Source organism: Pseudomonas sp. St290, assembly GCF_018325805.1.
In the GTDB taxonomy this organism is placed as follows: domain Bacteria; phylum Pseudomonadota; class Gammaproteobacteria; order Pseudomonadales; family Pseudomonadaceae; genus Aquipseudomonas; species Aquipseudomonas bijieensis.
Window position 1 is genome coordinate 2,999,432 of sequence record NZ_AP014703.1, and the last position, 16,973, is coordinate 3,016,404.

Annotated in this window: 16 protein-coding genes; 5 read left to right on the forward strand and 11 right to left on the reverse strand. The window is 61.1% G+C overall.

Features of this window, described 5'->3' with window-relative positions; translation table 11 throughout:
• Positions 1 to 151 precede the first annotated feature (151 nt).
• From PBDP_RS13205 to PBDP_RS13235, 7 genes are all read right to left on the reverse strand, one after another.
• On the reverse strand, positions 152 to 1,408 hold the full coding sequence (locus PBDP_RS13205; RefSeq protein WP_212802361.1) for an NAD(P)/FAD-dependent oxidoreductase: 1,257 nt from the start codon (positions 1,406 to 1,408) through the stop codon (positions 152 to 154).
• Positions 1,405 to 1,641 carry a 2Fe-2S iron-sulfur cluster-binding protein gene (locus PBDP_RS13210; RefSeq protein WP_116832234.1) on the reverse strand — a complete coding sequence of 79 codons (237 nt, stop codon included), beginning with the start codon at positions 1,639 to 1,641 and terminating at the stop codon, positions 1,405 to 1,407. Before PBDP_RS13210 ends, PBDP_RS13205 begins: the two co-directional genes overlap by 4 nt.
• Positions 1,634 to 2,749 carry an NAD(P)/FAD-dependent oxidoreductase gene (locus tag PBDP_RS13215; protein ID WP_212802362.1) on the reverse strand — a complete coding sequence of 372 codons (1,116 nt, stop codon included), beginning with the start codon at positions 2,747 to 2,749 and terminating at the stop codon, positions 1,634 to 1,636. Before PBDP_RS13215 ends, PBDP_RS13210 begins: the two co-directional genes overlap by 8 nt.
• Entirely contained in the window at positions 2,746 to 3,678 is a 933-nt protein-coding gene (locus PBDP_RS13220) for a 4-hydroxyproline epimerase (RefSeq protein WP_212802363.1), read from the reverse strand. The genes PBDP_RS13215 and PBDP_RS13220 overlap by 4 nt, the downstream gene beginning before the upstream one ends.
• A 124-nt stretch (positions 3,679 to 3,802) precedes the next feature.
• A complete protein-coding gene (locus tag PBDP_RS13225) occupies positions 3,803 to 4,723 on the reverse strand; it encodes a hypothetical protein (RefSeq protein WP_212802364.1) in 921 nt (306 codons plus the stop codon).
• Between the two features lie 133 nt (positions 4,724 to 4,856).
• On the reverse strand, positions 4,857 to 5,528 hold the full coding sequence (locus PBDP_RS13230; RefSeq protein ID WP_109756172.1) for a GntR family transcriptional regulator: 672 nt from the start codon (positions 5,526 to 5,528) through the stop codon (positions 4,857 to 4,859).
• 238 nt (positions 5,529 to 5,766) lie between these two features.
• The gene (locus PBDP_RS13235) at positions 5,767 to 6,933 is read right to left on the reverse strand and encodes an MFS transporter (RefSeq protein WP_212802365.1); all 1,167 of its coding nucleotides are present in this window, start codon (positions 6,931 to 6,933) and stop codon (positions 5,767 to 5,769) included.
• A 137-nt stretch (positions 6,934 to 7,070) separates the two neighbouring features.
• Between PBDP_RS13235 and PBDP_RS13240 the strand changes: the two genes are divergently transcribed.
• Positions 7,071 to 8,462, forward strand: a complete 1,392-nt coding sequence (locus tag PBDP_RS13240; RefSeq protein WP_212802366.1) for an aminotransferase-like domain-containing protein — start codon at positions 7,071 to 7,073, stop codon at positions 8,460 to 8,462.
• Between the two features lie 258 nt (positions 8,463 to 8,720).
• The gene (locus PBDP_RS13245; protein ID WP_212802367.1) at positions 8,721 to 10,868 is read left to right on the forward strand and encodes a TonB-dependent siderophore receptor; all 2,148 of its coding nucleotides are present in this window, start codon (positions 8,721 to 8,723) and stop codon (positions 10,866 to 10,868) included.
• A 51-nt stretch (positions 10,869 to 10,919) separates the two neighbouring features.
• On the opposite strand, the gene PBDP_RS13250 is transcribed toward PBDP_RS13245, so the two are convergent.
• Both PBDP_RS13250 and PBDP_RS13255 read right to left on the reverse strand, forming a co-directional pair.
• Positions 10,920 to 11,654, reverse strand: a complete 735-nt coding sequence (locus PBDP_RS13250; RefSeq protein WP_212802368.1) for an SDR family NAD(P)-dependent oxidoreductase — start codon at positions 11,652 to 11,654, stop codon at positions 10,920 to 10,922.
• 304 nt (positions 11,655 to 11,958) lie between these two features.
• On the reverse strand, positions 11,959 to 12,165 hold the full coding sequence (locus tag PBDP_RS13255) for a tautomerase family protein (protein WP_212802369.1): 207 nt from the start codon (positions 12,163 to 12,165) through the stop codon (positions 11,959 to 11,961).
• 128 nt (positions 12,166 to 12,293) lie between these two features.
• Between PBDP_RS13255 and PBDP_RS13260 the strand changes: the two genes are divergently transcribed.
• The gene (locus tag PBDP_RS13260; RefSeq protein ID WP_109756167.1) at positions 12,294 to 13,217 is read left to right on the forward strand and encodes a LysR family transcriptional regulator; all 924 of its coding nucleotides are present in this window, start codon (positions 12,294 to 12,296) and stop codon (positions 13,215 to 13,217) included.
• 177 nt (positions 13,218 to 13,394) lie between these two features.
• Here PBDP_RS13260 and PBDP_RS13265 read toward each other — a convergent pair whose 3' ends face one another.
• Positions 13,395 to 13,829 (reverse strand): nuclear transport factor 2 family protein, encoded by a 435-nt coding sequence (locus PBDP_RS13265; protein ID WP_212802370.1) that lies wholly within the window; start codon positions 13,827 to 13,829, stop codon positions 13,395 to 13,397.
• 219 nt (positions 13,830 to 14,048) lie between these two features.
• On the opposite strand from PBDP_RS13265, the gene PBDP_RS13270 reads away from it, so the two are divergent.
• Positions 14,049 to 14,951 carry an ADP-ribosylglycohydrolase family protein gene (locus PBDP_RS13270; RefSeq protein ID WP_212802500.1) on the forward strand — a complete coding sequence of 301 codons (903 nt, stop codon included), beginning with the start codon at positions 14,049 to 14,051 and terminating at the stop codon, positions 14,949 to 14,951.
• 640 nt (positions 14,952 to 15,591) lie between these two features.
• On the forward strand, positions 15,592 to 15,954 hold the full coding sequence (locus PBDP_RS13275) for a DUF6124 family protein (RefSeq protein ID WP_212802371.1): 363 nt from the start codon (positions 15,592 to 15,594) through the stop codon (positions 15,952 to 15,954).
• 118 nt (positions 15,955 to 16,072) lie between these two features.
• Here the strand turns inward: PBDP_RS13275 and PBDP_RS13280 are convergent, their stop codons facing one another.
• On the reverse strand, positions 16,073 to 16,969 hold the full coding sequence (locus PBDP_RS13280) for a LysR family transcriptional regulator (protein ID WP_212802372.1): 897 nt from the start codon (positions 16,967 to 16,969) through the stop codon (positions 16,073 to 16,075).
• Positions 16,970 to 16,973: the final 4 nt, after the last annotated feature.

Consider the following 16,973-nt stretch of genomic DNA (forward strand, 5'->3'; position numbering starts at 1 on the left):
GTGTCAATCGAAAATGCGCTGCCTGTCACGCCGCTATCGCGAGCAGGCTCGCTCCCACATGGGGTCCTGCGGTGCCGCAAAGTTGAAGTTCACCTCAAATCTCTGTGGGAGTTTGTGGTGAGTACAGGTCTGAGTGGGATGTGTGTCGGGTTCAGGTGGGTGGGGTTTCTTCCAGGGCCAGCAAGGTCTCGATACGCGCCGGGCTGAAGGGCGGGCGGGGTGTGGGCGGTGTCCAGCCGAACAGGTGTTCCAAGGCGGCGCCGCACACTCGGCCCTGGCACGCGCCCATGCCGCAGCGGCTGGCCAGTTTCGCTTCGCGCCAGTTTTCATGGTCGACCAGTTCGCCATAGGGCACGTCTTCGCAGCGGCAAACCAGGGTGTCAGCCGTGGCCAGGGTCTTGAGCTGTGGATCGAGGGTGAAGGCTTTGTTCAATGCCTGGGCGAAACCCTGCCAGCGTGTGCGTTGGGGCCACAGACGCTGGGCCGCCGCAGTATTGCCGACGGCGGCGTGGCCGGCGATGGCGCCTTCCACCAGGGCCAGTTCACTGCCGCCAAAACCGGTGCATTCTCCGGCGGCGTAATGTTCGACGCGGGTGGTGGCTTGCCAGGCGTCAACGGCCAGGGCCTGGTGTTCAACCGCGCAGCCCAGGGCCTGGCCGAGCTGGGTGTTGGGAATCAGCCCGAAGCCACAGGCCAGCCGATCGCAAGCCAGTTCGATCGTCTTGCCTTGTTGCAGCAGGCACACGCCCTCGAGTCGCTCCCGCCCGAGTGCTTCCACCACATAAGTACCGGTGCGGTAGTGTCGGTCGAACAAACCGAACGACTGGAAAAACTTGCCCGGCCAGCGGGGCAATTGTGCAGCGAAACCGGCGACGGCGGTGCGACTGGCTTGCTCGGCGATGCGCACCAGCTGCGCACCTTGATGTTTCGCCGTGGCGGCGCTTGCCATTAGCAAGGGGCCGCTGCCAGCGATCACCAGCCGTTCGCCGCGCACCGGCAGGCCACCCTTGATCAGTGCCTGCAAGCCGCCAGCTCCGGTCACTCCGGGCAACGTCCAGCCGGGGAAGGGCAGCAGCAATTCCCGGGCGCCAGTGCAGAGGATCAAGCGCTCGTAAGTGATCTGCCAGCCGCGCTCGGCATCCTCCACCAACAGGGTCTTGTCTCCTGCACAGGCGATTACCCGCGCGCCAGCGTGACAGCGGACGTTAGTGCAGGCATGCAACCGGTCTCGCAGACGGCGTGCCTGGGTCGGCAGGTTGGCCTGGGGACCGTCGCGCCAGATCTGCCCGCCCGGTAGCGGATTGTCGTCCAGCAGCACAATGCGCGCGCCGCTGTTTGCCGCGGCGAGGGCGGCGGCCATGCCGGCGGGGCCGGCACCGATGATCAGCAGGTCGGTGGTTTCGTTCATGGTCGGGTCTGCACGTGCATGCCGTCGTGGCAAAGGGTTTGGCAGGCCAGGCGTCGACGGCCGTCGATCAGCACCCGGCATTCCTGGCAGATGCCCATGCCGCACAAGGGCGCCCGGCGCTGACCGCTGACCGAGGTACGACTACAGCCGTCCGCCCCCAAGGCCAATGCCGCCGCGACGCTGGTGCCATCAGCGACTGACAGGGGGCGACCGTCCAGGAATAAGTCAGGCATGGGCCGGTTCTCCGAGAAAGCGCTGTGGCAGGTAAGCTTGAGGGGCAAGCGGCGAGGTTTCGTTGAACAGTTGGGCGACCAGCAAATCGGCCGTTGCGGGCGCCGTCGTGACGCCCAGGCCTTCGTGACCGACTGCCAGCCACAGGCCCTTGCGCTGCGGATGTTGGCCCACCAACGGCAAGCCGTCGGGGCTGGCCGCGCGAAAACCGGTCCAGGCACGAATGCCGTTGAGCTGCGCCAACCCCGGCATATATTCGACGGCGCGCTTGAGCATCTTCGCCAGCATCAAGCCTTCCACCTGTGGGTCGACGGTGCCGAACTGCCGCGAGGCGCCGATGAACAATTGCCCCGTTGGGCGTGGCTGGATATTGCACGCCACTGACGGCCCGCTGGCGTTGTGGGCGCTGGTGACATAGCCCAGTTCCACCAACGTGTGGGTGACGGTGGCGGGGTAGCGATCAGTGATCAGCAGGTGACCTTTTTTCGCTTCGATAGGCAGCTCCGGGCACAGCTCGGTGGCCTGGATGCCATTGGCCAGGACCACCGCGTCGGCGCTCAGCCAGCGACCATCGTCAAGGCGCACGCGCTGGCCGTCGACTTCGCTGACGCGGGCGCGCTGCTGGCGAATGTTGGGCGCGTCGAGCATCCAGCGCGCGGCAGCCGGGGCGTAGAGAATGCCGTCACCCTTGATCAGCAGCCCGCCTTCCAAACCTTCGCGCAATTGGGGTTCACGCTGATGCAGGGCGGCGCGGCCAATCAGTTCGCAGGCTTCGCCATGGGCCAGCAGGTTCAGGTATTTACTGTGGGCCACCGCCATTTCCTCGGCATTGGCCGCCAGCCACAGGGTGCCGTTGTTGCGCCAGGCGCAGGCCTCGGGCAGGGCCGGGGCCAGTTCGCGCCAGCGTTGCAGGGAATATTGACTGAGGGCCAGTTCCGCCGGGTTGTCATCCAGCACCAGCAGGTGGCCCATGCCGGCCGCCGTCGCGCCGTGCCAACCAGCGTCGAGCACCAGGACTTTCAAGCCGCGTTGGGCCAATGTCCGGGCGCAGGCAGCGCCGATGATGCCGGCACCGATGATGATCACGTCGGCGACCTGGCCCTCGCTCACGGACGAATGCCCCAGGCGAACGGGTCATCCGCTTCGATGACCAGCGTGGTCTCGGCACTGATGTAGGCACGGCCGCGAATGGTCGGCACGATGCGTTCGCCCGAGCGTTCATAGGAGCCTTCGAACTCGCTGCCAATGACACTGGCCTGGCGCCAGATCTGGCCGGGTTGCAGTTTTCCATCGGCGGCCAGGCACGCCAGTTTGGCGCTGGTGCCGGTGCCGCACGGGGAGCGGTCATAGGCCTTGCCCGGGCAGAGCACGAAGTTGCGGCTGTCGGCTTGCGGGTCGTCGGCGAACAGTTCGATGTGGTCGATCAGGCCGCCGTCCTCTCCGCGAAAACCCTGCTGCTCCAAGGCTTGCTGCACGGCGTAGGTATAGGCGGTCAACACGTCGAGATTATCGCCGGCCACGCGCTGGCCATGCTCGGCGATCAGGAAAAACCAGTTGCCACCCCAGGCCACATCGCCCACCACCGGGCCGATGCCGGGCACCTCCAGGGCCAGTGCCTTGCGGTAACGGTAGGCCGGCACGTTGCGCACGCTGACCGAACGGTCCTCATGCAAGGTTGCTTGCACCGTGCCCACCGGGGTTTCGATGCTGTGCACACCGGGGCCGATCCTTCCCAGGTGGGCCAGTGACGCCACCAGGCCGATGGTGCCGTGGCCGCACATGCCCAGATAGCCGCTGTTGTTGAAGAAGATCACTCCGGCACAGGCGCCCGGGTCCACCGGCTCGCAGAGCAGCGCCCCCACCAGCACATCGCTGCCGCGCGGTTCCAGCACGCAGGCGGTGCGCCAGGCATCGTGCTGCTCGGCCAGACGCTGCCTGCGCTCGGCCATGCTGCCCTGGCCCAGGTCGGGAAAACCGTCGGTGACCAGTCGGGTCGGTTCGCCGCCGGTATGGGAATCGATCACGGTGATGCGTTTCATGGGGCCACGTCCGTTTAGATGAGTGAACGCAAGCGTGGCCCGCGCCGGGGGGCGACGGCTTGATGGGTTTATCTGCCGCTGATGACGAAATCGGCACAGTACGGCAGCAGCCAGGTGAGCCTGATCAGGCGTTCCTGTCTTGCCATCGCCATTCAATATGCTCGGTATTGATCCCCAAGGCCTCGAACTTCTCGGCCACATACCGCAGGCAGGCGCCGCCGTCGGGCCTGTAATGCCCGGAAGCATCGTTGACCATGGCGATCACATGGTCCATACGATGTTCGGTGACCTTGAGCTCCCCGGCACACATGACCGGCCTGCCACTGCCAAGCTGGCTATGCCTGACGTAGTTGGCCCGGTCGCTATGCTCCCAGCGCTTATAGATAATGGCGTGTTCGGGTGTATAGACCCATGTGTAACTATTGGACTGGTCGTTGGGGGCGAGCAGTTCACTGGTGTGTGTCTTCAGTTGATTGCCGATCAACTTACCGTCCCACATTCCGATCAACTGACCCACGCCGTCTATTTTCGATGGGTCATAACAGCGCCAATGCATCAGGTCGCCGATAAAGGGCATCCACCTGATCGGATAGGTCTGGGCGCTGAGATCGATGGATCTATGGTCGGAATTCTTCCAGTCGGAGAAGTGAACATGACCTGACCATACGAATTGCAAGTGCGCGGATGAGTTTCTGAGCCATGTGTCGATCCGTTTGAATGAGGTATTGGCGTAGATGTCATTGGCTTTGATCAGCAACGATTCCAGCGCCCAGTCATCAGAAGCGATCGGGTGTGCGACGGGCACCTGGTAGAGGGCCAGTCCGTCAATTTCCCCGAGCGAGATACGTGCTCGACCGAACATCCGGGCAATGTCGATATCCACGTGGATGACTTGCCCCACTCTGGGGGCTTCGCAGAACAATTGCATCTGGCCCAGGGGGCCCATCGAGATATAGATGCTGTCGTCCGTGCCCGCCCAGTTTTGATTCTTTATGGAAGCTGTAACAGAAAGGCTGTCGATGAAGGTGTCGAATGGAGGTGTCATGGTTGAAAGCAAGTGTCTGTTTCAGATAACGAAGGCACCTGATTCTAGGGCGGCGTCGGACAGTCGCTGCGGTACATATGTATAGGTCCTCAAGAATACCGGGTCGATCATCGACTCGGTATTTCGGGCGGGCTCAATGGTTGGAAGGCAGGAACTCGAACAGCGTCTTGCAGACCCCGGCGATGTGTTCGTCCAACAGCTTCACCGCCCGTTCGACATCACCGGCACGGCAGGCGTCGAGGATTTCCCGGTGCTCGTGGTCGGCGCGCTCCTTGCCGGCGGAGAGGCTCATTTGCATGCGCAGATAGCGCTCCAACTTGTCGTGGACCGAACGGATCAAGCTCACCAGGAAGGGCCGTTGGGCCGGTTCGTAGAGACAGGCATGCAGCTGCCAGTTCAGTTCGGCCCAACGACCCACGTCGTCTTCACCGATGAATTCACGGCAGATGCTCTCGGCCCGGGCGAAGGTCTCTTCGGTCATATTGGGAATCGCCAGGCGCAACGCCTTGTCCTCCAGCAGCATCCGCACCTCGAACATCTGCGCCAGCTCCGCCTCGGAAATGCGCGTCACCATCGCTCCGCGATTACGCTGGAACATCACCAGGCCCTCGGCCTCCAGACGCTTGAGGGCTTCGCGTACGGGGATCTTGCTGACGTTGAACTGGCGGGCGATGTCGTCCTGGCGAATCGGCTCGTCCTCGGCAAAGTGCCCAGCCACGATGGCATCGCGCAGGTGGCGGGTAATGATTTCCGAAGTGGAGGGAGTGTTGCCCAGGTCGGGCAGGTTGAACTTGGATAAAGTCACGGCGGCGGGTCGTTCGGCTTAGATGGGGATATGGTATACGACTTTGCCGGGGTGGTCCTTGAAGCAGGCGATGAAGCAGCCAAGGGTACGAAACTGTGGCGAGGGGATTTATCCCCGCTGGGCTGCGCAGCAGCCCTAAAACCTGACATTGCGGTGTGTCAGGCAGATAGGAACCGCTCATCTTGGGGCTGCTGCGCAGCCCAACGGGGATAAATCCCCTCGCCACAAGGTTTTGTGTTCAGCAGTGGGACAGGCGAGTCACATAAGCTTCTGTCCGGACGATACGCCATCCAGTGACAGACGCCCCAGCCAGCAGCGCCAGGCCGAACACGATCAACGCCACGTCAGCGCCAAAAACGTCAGCCAGCAGCCCGGTCACCACCACCGGGATGCTGAACCCGACATAGGCGAACAGGAAGAATCCGGCGCTGACCCGGGCCTTTTCCACGCCGGCCATGGCGGTGACGGCTGACAGCCCGCCCAGGTACAGGAAGCCATAGCACGCACTGCTGGCACCCAGCGCACCAAGCAATACGGCGGCCAAGGAACCGGCACTCGCGCCCCAGGCCAGCAACGCGTAGCTCACCGGCAGGATCAACAGCCCCAGGCCCGTAGCCCTGGCCGGTTGCATGCGCCGAACCCAGGGTTGGAAGAGCAAGCCGCAACTGATGACCGTGAAGGTCGACAAGCCAGACCAACGCTGCAAATCGTGAGTCGCCAGCACCGAGGGCAATATGGCGATGACCAGGCCCGAGGTCGCCCAGGCCAACAGCATGGAAAAGCTGTAGGGCAGGCTGCCGGCGGGAAACAACGGCAGGCGCAGCAGCGGTGCGTCTTTGATTTTTCGCGCCGGGTCCGGTAGCCGCCAGACCACGCCGATCGCCATGGCCGCCAACATCAGTTGCAACCAGAAGCTGCCGGGAGTGGCGCTGTGATGGACGAACAGGAAGAGACTGGTCAACGCCGCGCCCAGGCCAAACCCCAGGGAAGTGCTGGCGGTGACCCGGTTGGCCGGCGAGCGGGGGTCGCCGGTTGCCATGAGCTCGGCCATATAGGCGGTCGATGTGGCCGAAGCCAGCCCTGTGCCGATTCCCATCATCAGGCGTGCCACGCCCAGGGCCTCCAGGCTTGGCCAGAGCAGTGTCACCAGCGTCGCCAGCATCGACAATCCGAGCGCGACCAGGATCAACGGCTTGCGCCCCACCCAGTCGGCGAGCCCGCCGAATGCCAGCAAGACGGGCAGGACGCCCAGCACATAACCGGAAAACGCCACCGCCGTGGCGCCGGCCCCATAGCCGGACAACTGCGCATAGGTGGTGTACAGCGGCGCCTGCAAGTTGACCGCGAGGGTGATCAGGCAAAGGCCGAAAGCCAGTCCCCAGGAGTGTCGATGCTGTGGGTTCAAGGGTATTCCTTAAAGGGTGTGCATGAGGTCCCGGGGACTATCACTGCCGGGCACACCGCAAACAAGGAACAGACGCCGGCCATTTGTGTTTAACTGTTTTCTGAAAAATCGAGAACACTTAGTCAAGAGTGCCCGCCGTGGATCTGAAGATTGATCGCAACGTTGCCGAGCCCGTGATCCGGCAGCTCGTGACGCACCTCATGGGCTGGATCAATGCCCATGGCATTCGTCCTGGCACACGGATGCCGTCCATTCGCCAACTGGCCCGGGAAAATGGCCTGAGCCTGTCGAGCGTGATCAAGGCCTATGATCAACTGGTCGCCAGCGGGGTGCTGGAGTCCCGGCATGGCGCGGGTTTTTTTGTCGCGCAGCGGTTGGCCCGGCCGGTAGCGCCGGCACCTGAAGCGGATAACGCACCGTGGCGGTTGTTCGACAATGAATCGACGCAGCTCAAGCTGGGGTGTGGCTGGCTGCCCGACGCCTGGCGCGACGACACCGACCTGGGCCAGGCGATCCGCCAGGTGGTGCGCAGCGACAACCACGCGTTGTTCAACTACAGCACCCCGTTAGGCTCGCCGCATCTGCGCCTGCACATTCAAAAGCGCCTGGGTCTGATCGACATTCACGTCGACCCGGCGCAGATCATCACCACCCAAGGCGCCAGCCAAGGCCTCGACCTGCTGGTGCGAACCCTGCTCAAGCCCGGTGACCTGGTGCTGGTGGAAAGCCCCGGCTACTACAACCTGTTCAATCTGCTGAAGCTGCATGGGGTCAAGACCCTGGCGGTGCCAAGAACCGCGCAAGGCCCGGACACCGTTCGCCTGGAACAGCTTCTCGGCGAGCATAAGCCCTCGTACTTCTTCATCAACAGCATGTACCAGAACCCCACCGGAACCAGCCTGGCGCCGAGCGTGGCCTATCGTTTGCTGCAACTGGCAACGGCCCATGACTTTCGCCTCATCGAGGACGACATTTACGCCGATTTCCAGAATGGCCCGACGTCACGCCTGGCCTCCCTGGATGCCCTGGACCGGGTGATCTACCTGGCGAGCTTTTCCAAGACGCTGTCCAGTTCGCTGCGCATCGGCTACGTGGTCGCCCATCCCGACATCATCCAGCGCCTGGCCGAAGTCAAGATGATTACCGGCATCGGTTGTTCGTTGCTGGCGGAAAACGTGGTGGCGACGTTGCTCGCCAACGGCGCCTATCGCAAGTTGATCCAGCGCTTGCGCCAGCGCCTGAACAAGCAGATGGCAAGTACGCTGCGCCAACTGGACCCGGCCCACTGGGAGGTATTTGCCGAGCCGATGGGGGGCATGTTCGTCTGGGCCAGGCCGCGGGGCCTGGCGGCACAACGGGTGCAGCAGATCGCCCGGGAATTGCAAATCCAATTGTCCCAGGGCTCGACGTTCCTGCCTCAGGGTGAGGACTGCGACTGGTTGCGGTTGAATGTGGCTTATACCCAGGATCATCGTGCGCAGGTGTTCTTCCAGCGGGTGGAGCAGGACTCGATTGCGGCGGGCCAATAGGGGATGGGGGGATTGTTCTGGCGCCATCGCGAGCAAGCTTTGCTCCCACAGGGGCGAGCAGGGGCAATCACAAGACTTGTACCGCTGTAGATCCCTGTGGGAGCAAAGCTTGCTCGCGATGGCGGACTGGTCAGTCACAAAAAATACCAGTGTTAATGGGAATAGATATCAAACGACAATGAGTTACTGTATCTTTCGCGACACATTTTTGTCAGCCTCCCGATGTGGGTGGCTTGTTTCCATTAGGATTGTGCATCGATGCGTCGGATTCTCGTTTCACTGTGTGTGCTCCAGGCTTATTCCGTTTCCACCTGGGCTGAAGAGCCAACCCCTGCCAACCCCGCGACCCTCGAGCTGCAAGCCACGGACATCGTCGGCGCTGCAGACTATGAGTCAGCACAGGGCCCGGTGAAGGGCTATCACGCCACCCGCTCAGCCAGTGCCACCCGTACCGACACGGCGATCCATGAAACCCCGCAATCCATTTCCGTCGTGTCCCGCGATGTGGTCGAAGACCTCAGTGCCACGCGCCTGCAAGACGCCCTCGATTACGCCGGCGGGGTAGGCCGGGCCAACAACTTCGGCGGCCAGGGACTGACCACCTTCACCGTGCGCGGTTTCACCACCGGGGAGTTCTACCGCAACGGTTTCCCGATCAACCGTGGCTACCCGAACATGCCGGACGCCAACACCATCGAACGACTGGAAGTCCTGCGCGGCCCGGCCACCATGCTCTATGGCCGTGGCGACCCGGGCGGTACCTTCAACGTGGTGTCCAAACAACCGTTGGCCGAGCGCAAGGTGACCCTGGGCAGCCAGGTCAGCGACCAGGGGATGCGTCGCGGTACGCTCGATGCGTCCGGTCCATTGGACGAAGAAGGGCGCCTGGCTTATCGCCTGAACGTGATCGGTGAGGGCGGTGATACGTTCCGTGATCACGTCGAGACCGAGCGCTACGGTGTTGCGCCAGTGGTGACCTGGCAGGTCAGCGACACCACGCGCCTGACCTTCGAAGGCGATTTCATGCGTAACAATGCGCCGTTGGACCGTGGCTTGACCCATTACGCCGGCCAGCGCGGCACCGCGTCGCGCGATACGTTCTTCGGCGAAAAAGACGCCGGCAAGCTGCACAACGACAACAACATGTTGCAGGTGCGTTTCGAGCACATGCTCAACGACGACTGGACCCTGGCCGGCGGTACCCAATGGCTCGACGGCACCTTGCAGGGTAATGCCGTGGAAGGCAACGGCATTGCCGCCGATGGGCGTACCCTGGGTCGCAACTTCAACTACCGCAAGCTGGAATGGACCGACCGTGACACCCAACTCAACCTCACCGGGCATTTCTCCACCGGCGGGTTCGAGCACACGCTGTTGACGGGCATCGAGTATGAAGACTACGACTACCAGTCCATCATCCAGCGCTCCGCCGCGGGCACCGGTGCCTACCCGATCGATATCTTCGACCCGGTGTATGGCCAGCCGCGTCCGGCACTGACGCGTACGCCCACCGATGACCAGGAAAATCTCAAGACGTTTGGCGTATTCGTGCAGGATCAGGTGGCGTTGACTGAGCGCCTGAAGGTGTTGGCTGGGGCGCGGTTTGAGCGATTCGAGCATGAGTACGAATCCTTCGTCCCTCAGGCTCGGCCCGGTAGCCGTAACTGGGACAAGACTGAAAATGCTGTCACCCCACGCCTGGGGGTGATCTACGATCTGACCGATACCGTTGCGCTCTACGCCAACACCGCGCGCTCGTTCAAACCCAACACCGGAGCCAGTCGCCAGGGGCAGGGTGAGGGGTTTAAGCCGGAAGAGGGCAAGTCCTACGAAATGGGCGTCAAGTGGGAAGCGCTGGATCGTCAGTTGAGCGTTGATGCGGCGATCTACCAGATTGAAAAGCGCAACGTACTCACGCCCGATCCGCTGGATTCCACCTTCAACGTGGCTGCCGGGGAAGTGCGCAGCCGTGGTTTCGATTTGAATGTGGCGGGCAATTTAACGCCAGAATGGCGCGTGATCGGTGGCTACGCGTATGTAGATGCCGAAGTGACCAAGGACATCAATATCCCAACCGGCACCCGCTTGCTCAACGTGCCCAAGAACTCCTTCAGCCTGTTGAACGTCTACGAGTTCCAGGACGGTGGCCTCAAGGGGCTCGGCCTGGGCCTGGGCGCCAGGTACGTCGATGAGCGGGCCGGCAATACGGCGGCCAGCACCTTTACCATGGACAGCTACACCGTCGTCGACCTGCTCGGCTACTACAAGGTCAACGAGCGGATCCGCCTCAACCTGGACCTGAAGAACCTGTTCGACGCCGACTACGAAGAGGGTGCATTCGGTGGCGTCTATGCCTACCCAGGCGCACCGCGGACCGTGCAGGCCGGCATCTCCTACACGCTCTGAATCCAGTGCGTCATGAAAACCCCGAAGGTCCTGCCTCCGGGGTTTTTCTTTTCACCACTTGCCGCTGCTCATGCCGCCGTCCACCGGCAGTATCGCGCCGGTCGTGAAATCAGCGCCCGCCAGGTACAACACGGCTTCGGCAATCTCCTCGATGGTGCCCACGCGACCGGCCGGGGCCAGGTTGTCGAGGAAGTCGCGGTGCGCCGGGTCGTGCATGGGCGTGTCGATGATGCCGGGGGCGACCGCGTTGACCTTGACGTTGTGGGGCGACAGTTCCAGGGCCAGGGCGCGGGTCATCTGGTTGACGCCGCCCTTGATCAACACCGGCAGGGCTGCCGGTACCTGGATGTTCGGTTGCAAGGCCACGGCAGCCGAAATGTTGATGATGAAGCCTTGCCGGCGCCCGATCATGTGTGCGGCAGCGGCCTGGCTGGCATAGACGAGCCCCTTGAGGTTGGTGTCCAGCAGCGCGTCCAGGTCCTGGGGGCTGTATTCGACGAAGGGTTTTGGCAGGAAGAACCCGGCGTTGTTCACCAGCCCGTCAACGGCGCCAAAAGCCTCGACGGCTTGGGCGATGAGGGCGGCTGAAGTGGCCGGGTCAGCGATGTCGCCGGCCACGCCGATGAAACCGGCCGGGTGACCGAGCTGGGCAGCGGCAGCGTCCAGGCCGGACGGGGAGCGGGCATTGCCCACCACGTTATACCCCTGGGCCAGGAACGCCTTGACCAAACCCAGGCCGATCCCGCTGGAAGCGCCGGTGATGATGACGGTTTTGTTGAGGCTCATGATTGACTCCTGATCACATTGAGTTGAACCGGTGCGCCTGTATGGCGGTGGTTGAGCTCAGGGTATTGATGCCTCAGAGTTTGATAAATAAGGCTTCTGGTACTTGAGTTGATACGTCATGTAATCAATGACTGGATCAACACAAGCCACTGTGGGAGCGAGCCTGCTCGCGATAGCGGTACATCAGCCGACTCAAATGTTGACTGACGCACCGCTATCGCGAGCAGGCTCGCTCCCACAGAGTTATTGGGGTGATAGACATAGAAAGCCCGGTCAATCGGACCGGGCTCGAAAGGGCAGAGCGTTATTCCTTCGGAAGACTTCGATACTCCGTCGTGGTCATTCCCGCATATCCCCAGTTATCCGTGTCCACTTCCTCTATCACGATATGAGTCAAGTGTGGGTCCTTGCCCAGCACGCGCTGGAGGGTTTCGGTGATTTCGGAAATCGCCTGGGCTTTCTGTTCCCGGGTCACGCCGTCACGGGTAATTCGCACGTTTACGAAAGGCATGTTGCACTCCTGCTGCTGAGATAATGCGCAGGAGTATTCCCGCGCCATTGAAGGACCACTGTATTTATACGCCGCAGGCTGATAAACAGGCTTTTGGCAACTTCAGTTGATACGCGGTGTAATCAATCATGAAACGTCATTTCGAAGATCTGCAGTTGGGCAGCATAGAACTGTTCTGCCTGGCGGCGGAGGCGGGCAGTTTCACGGCAGCGGCGCAGTTGGCGGGGGTTACTCCGGCGGCGGTGAGCCGCTCGATCTTTCGCCTGGAAGAGCGCCTGGGGTCACGACTTTTCGTGCGCACCACCCGCAGCATTCGCCTGACCGAAGCCGGCAGGACCTATTTCGAACAATGTCGCCAGGCGTTGACGCAACTGGTCGAGGCGCAACAGGAAATGATGGGGGCGCAATCGGTGCCGTCCGGGCAACTGCGTATCAGCCTGCCCACCACGTACGGTCATCACCGCATCCTGCCCTTGCTGCCGGCCTTTAGGGCGCTGTACCCGCAAGTGACTGTAGACCTGCACCTGAGCAATCGAAACATCGATTTCGTCGCCGAGGGGTATGACCTCGCCATTCGGGTACGGGCCCAACCCGACTCGTCGATGATCGCCCGGCTGCTGGAAGACGCGAAACTGGTGGTGGTCGCGTCCCCGGATTATCTGCGCAAGGCCGGCACGCCCCAGGCCCTTGAAGACCTGGACGATCACGAGTGCATCCAGTTCGAATTGCCCAGTAGCGGGCGACGGATTTCCTGGTTGTTCAATGTCGAGGGCAAGGAAAAGGAAGTATTCGGCGAAGGGGGCTATTGCTGTTCGGATGATGTGCTCGGCGGGGTGACGCTGGCCAAGCATGGCGCCGGCTTGTTCCAGACCTACAAATTCATCGTGGAACAGGAGCTGGCCAACGGGCAACTGGTGGAGGTGCTTGCGCCTTTCGCGGGGCGCTCACGGCCGTTCACCTTGCTGTATCCCCATGGCCGGTACGTGCCGCAACGGGTGCGTGCTTTTGTGGATTTTCTGCTGCAGTACCGGGAGCAGTGGGCCGCGATATGAGGGGAAAACACAACGGGCGAGAAGAGCAAACCGTGGCGAGGGAGCTTGCTCCCGCTGGGCTGCGTAGCGGCCCCAGGATTTTGCGGTTGCTGCGCAACCGAGCGGGAGCAAGCTCCCTCGCCACAATGGATCACCATAAACTCAAATAATGCACTAATTACCCGGCCTAGCTCGTTATCAGAACCGAAACGCCTGACGCCCGATCAGCAGCCATTTGCCATCCTTCTGCTTCTGCCAGATCTGGAAGTTCTCGATTTCCGTCGGTACCACTTCAGTGCCCTTGATCGCCTGGGCCGAGAAGTGATTGCGCACCAGCGCCACGTCACCTGACAAGGTGATTTTCTGGTTCTGCATCTCCAGGGTCTTGAACGCGCTCTTGCCGGTTTCGATATCGGCGATGAAGGCTTTCTTGTCCTGGATGTTACCGCTGGAGTGCCCGTAGGTGAGGTTTTCGGCGGCCAGGGCCTGAAGTTGTGGGATGTCTTTATGTAGCATGGCTTGGGTCAAATGATCGACCGCCTGGGCTACTTCTTGCTCGGGCGATGTAGCGGCTGCTGCTGCATAGCCGCTGAACAGGCACAGCAAGCTGATGACCAATGTGGCTTTTTTCATGGGGATTTCCTTGTTGTTGTAGGTATCAGGAACGCGAGCGATGTGCTCTCATCGGTCATCGTACAACTTGTCTGGTGATGGGGAAACTGCCGAGTGAATGTACGTTGCGTTTTCGATAAAAAAGATTGCGATCAGGTTCCTTGGGCACGCCCAGCCGTTATCATCTCGCTGGATGTACGCCGCTCCTGCGCGGACGAACTCGCAACAGAAGGAATCAGGATGTCCCCGACACTTTCAGACCGCTATCGCGGATGCTTACTGGGCTTGGCGTGTGGTGACGCCGTTGGCACTACTGTTGAATTCCAGCCTCGGAATTCCTTTACCCCTGTGACCGACATGGTCGGTGGCGGCCCCTTCAGTCTCAAGCCTGGCCAATGGACCGATGACACATCGATGGCTTTGTGTCTGGCTGAGAGCCTGTTGCAAAAGCGTGGTTTTGATGCGGCTGACCAGATGGGCCGATACCTCAATTGGTGGCATTGGGGTTATCTGAGCTCCACTGGCGATTGCTTTGACATTGGTATGACCGTTCGCGGTGCACTGGAACGCTATCAGTCCCATGGCGACCCATTCGCGGGGGATACCGCTGCTGATACGGCTGGCAATGGCTCGCTGATGCGACTGGCACCGGTCGTGCTGTTCTTTTATCCGGATCGCGAACGCATTCGCGATTTTGCGGCTCTGAGTTCACGCACAACCCATGGGGCGACAGAGGCGGTGGAGTGTTGCCAGGTGTTGGCTGATGTCATTGGCAACGCATTGACCGGCGCGTCAAAGGCGGATGTGTTGCGTGTGCCGTCTGAGCAACTGACCGAGGCTAAAGTGATAGCGCTTGCCCAAGGGGCGTATCAGGGAAAAGGTCGGAGTGAAGTGTCAGGCACTGGTTATTCGGTGGCTTCCTTAGAAGCAGCGCTGTGGTGCTTTCATCAGACGGACAATTTTGCTGATGCGGTGCTGGCCGCGACGAACCTCGGCGACGACGCTGACACCACCGCTGCCATTGTCGGCCAGGTAGCGGGGGCATTTTACGGGGCGCAGGCTATTCCCTCCGGTTGGTTGCAGAAGTTGTGGATGCGACAAGAGATTGAAGCCATGGCGGATGCGCTTCACTTGCAGGTCTGAGCCGCTTTTCAAGTAGTGATTTACCGTTCACCACTACCCTGTGAGTCCAATCGGTCTATGAGGAACCGCAGGTCAATATCGGGCAAGGTGCCATTTGATAACGCAACAAGTTGTAGCCGGCCAACTGTAGGGATATTCCCCAAAGCATCCGCCAACGTATTATCTACGGCATGATCTCGTTTAATAACGATGAGGCCAAAGCGTCCCATAAGACACTGTATTTACACCCATACAGCCCCATGAAATAACGAAGAAAAGTCGCCATGTTTAATTTCCGTAAACATATCCAGCGCGACACGTTTAAATACATTCCACATAGCGCCCCAAAGGCTACGAGACCTTGCGTCCTTACTTACGCATGCGTCAGAATCCGCTGGCTTGTGCGCTTTGCCCCTGGCTTCTATCGTTTACCTGCCACTGCCCATCAGTGGTCGGGTTTAGTCGCCCATCAGGTTTGGTAAGGTGCTTGAGCACCGTTCAGTCAGGTTATTTATATTCCTGCACTAAATGGTGGTTGTGCGCAGGGCGTCCTCGGGCGCGCCGGGTTTTACCAATTCCTACCGGTCGACTAACCTGCGTACAGCCGCCACCCTTCTTTTAGTCGAGAACGGTTGCAGCTCCAATGTAGGAATTGTTAATTATGTTCAAAGTAACTCCGAACCCCCCGGATATCGACTCGGTACTCTACGGCGACTCTCTCGACCCTGAAAAGTTGAAAGAGGCGGCAGACCGCGCGCTCAAGCACTACCTGAACCCCAGGGCAACGAAAACGCAGATACCGCCCCGCAAGCCCAGCACGATCTTCACCATCGACGCAGCGGTGGATGACGAAACGTTACTCGTTGAGGCGTGCGAATCCTTGGCATCCGCCAGCGTGATGGTCAGCGACCTCACCGATTTGACGGACGGCCCAAGGCGCCAAACGATGCTGGTGCTGCAACGGGTCATCATGTTGGGTGAGCTAGCGGTCAATCGAGTACTGGATAACTACAAGCCTGGGTAGTCGCCAGGTAGTGTTGTGGGGGCGCCGCAAGCGCCCTCACAACCTAAGTCCATGAAGCTCGGTGGAACGTTGGGTTCCGTCAGGCACTGCCAACCGCGTGGGCCTTGTTGCTCCGCCTTCACAATCCTTCCCGAACCGCCCCCCGAATCCCCTCCAGCAACATGGTGAACGCCGGGTTGTCGTTGTCCTCGCGCCACACCAGGTGCAACTCGCTTTGCACTCCTTCGCCCAGGTCGATCTCGCGAAACACCACCTGCTTGAACACCACGCTGGTGGCGCAACGCGGTACCAGGGCCAGGCCCATGCCGGCGTTGACCAGCGCCAGGATCGTCAGCGACGACCCCAGCCATTGCACGAATTGCGGCGCGACCCGGGCCGAGCGCAGCATGCCGGTAAGCAGTTCGTTGAAGGGCGGGTAGGCGGTGTGGGAGTACATCAGGAACGGCTGTCCATCCAGGTCCTGGACGCTGACGGATTCGGCGCTGGCCAGCGGATGCCCGGCAGGCACCGCCAGCACGAAGGGCTCACGCACCAGGCATTCGGTGGCGTAGCCGGTTTCCAGCAGCGGCGAGCGGACGATGCCCAGGTCGATGCGCCGGGCGCGCAAGGCTTCGTGTTGTTGGTAGGTGTTCATTTCCGCCAGGACGATCTTCACTTGGGGCTGTTTCAGCCGCGCCTCGGCAATCACCTTGGGTAAAAACTCATACACCGCACTGCCGACGAAGCTGATGGTCATCGAGCCAATGTCGCCTTGGGCAAAACGTTTGGCGGCTACGGCAGCTTGTTGCGCCTGTTCCAACAGGTTTTGCGCCTCGATGAAAAACGCCCGGCCGGCGGCGGTAAGCGCCACGCTGCGGGTACTGCGGGTGAACAGCTCGACGCCCAGGTGATGTTCCAGCAATTGGATCTGCCGGCTCAGCGGTGGCTGGGTCATGTTCAGGCGTTCGGCGGCGCGACGGAAGTTGAGTTCGGTCGCCACGGTGGTGAAGCAGCGCAACTGGGCCAGTTCAAACATTGAT

What these genes read in the sequence shown, in the direction of transcription:
- PBDP_RS13205 (WP_212802361.1), bottom strand. Translation starts at nt 1,408, where the DNA reads ATGAACGAAACCACCGACCTGCTGATCATCGGTGCCGGCCCCGCCGGC.
- PBDP_RS13210 (WP_116832234.1), bottom strand. Translation starts at nt 1,641, where the DNA reads ATGCCTGACTTATTCCTGGACGGTCGCCCCCTGTCAGTCGCTGATGGC.
- PBDP_RS13220 (WP_212802363.1), bottom strand. Translation starts at nt 3,678, where the DNA reads ATGAAACGCATCACCGTGATCGATTCCCATACCGGCGGCGAACCGACC.
- PBDP_RS13225 (WP_212802364.1), bottom strand. Translation starts at nt 4,723, where the DNA reads ATGACACCTCCATTCGACACCTTCATCGACAGCCTTTCTGTTACAGCT.
- PBDP_RS13245 (WP_212802367.1), top strand. Translation starts at nt 8,721, where the DNA reads ATGCGTCGGATTCTCGTTTCACTGTGTGTGCTCCAGGCTTATTCCGTT.
- PBDP_RS13250 (WP_212802368.1), bottom strand. Translation starts at nt 11,654, where the DNA reads ATGAGCCTCAACAAAACCGTCATCATCACCGGCGCTTCCAGCGGGATC.
- PBDP_RS13255 (WP_212802369.1), bottom strand. Translation starts at nt 12,165, where the DNA reads ATGCCTTTCGTAAACGTGCGAATTACCCGTGACGGCGTGACCCGGGAA.
- PBDP_RS13260 (WP_109756167.1), top strand. Translation starts at nt 12,294, where the DNA reads ATGAAACGTCATTTCGAAGATCTGCAGTTGGGCAGCATAGAACTGTTC.
- PBDP_RS13265 (WP_212802370.1), bottom strand. Translation starts at nt 13,829, where the DNA reads ATGAAAAAAGCCACATTGGTCATCAGCTTGCTGTGCCTGTTCAGCGGC.
- PBDP_RS13270 (WP_212802500.1), top strand. Translation starts at nt 14,049, where the DNA reads ATGTCCCCGACACTTTCAGACCGCTATCGCGGATGCTTACTGGGCTTG.
- PBDP_RS13275 (WP_212802371.1), top strand. Translation starts at nt 15,592, where the DNA reads ATGTTCAAAGTAACTCCGAACCCCCCGGATATCGACTCGGTACTCTAC.
- PBDP_RS13280 (WP_212802372.1), bottom strand. Translation starts at nt 16,969, where the DNA reads ATGTTTGAACTGGCCCAGTTGCGCTGCTTCACCACCGTGGCGACCGAA.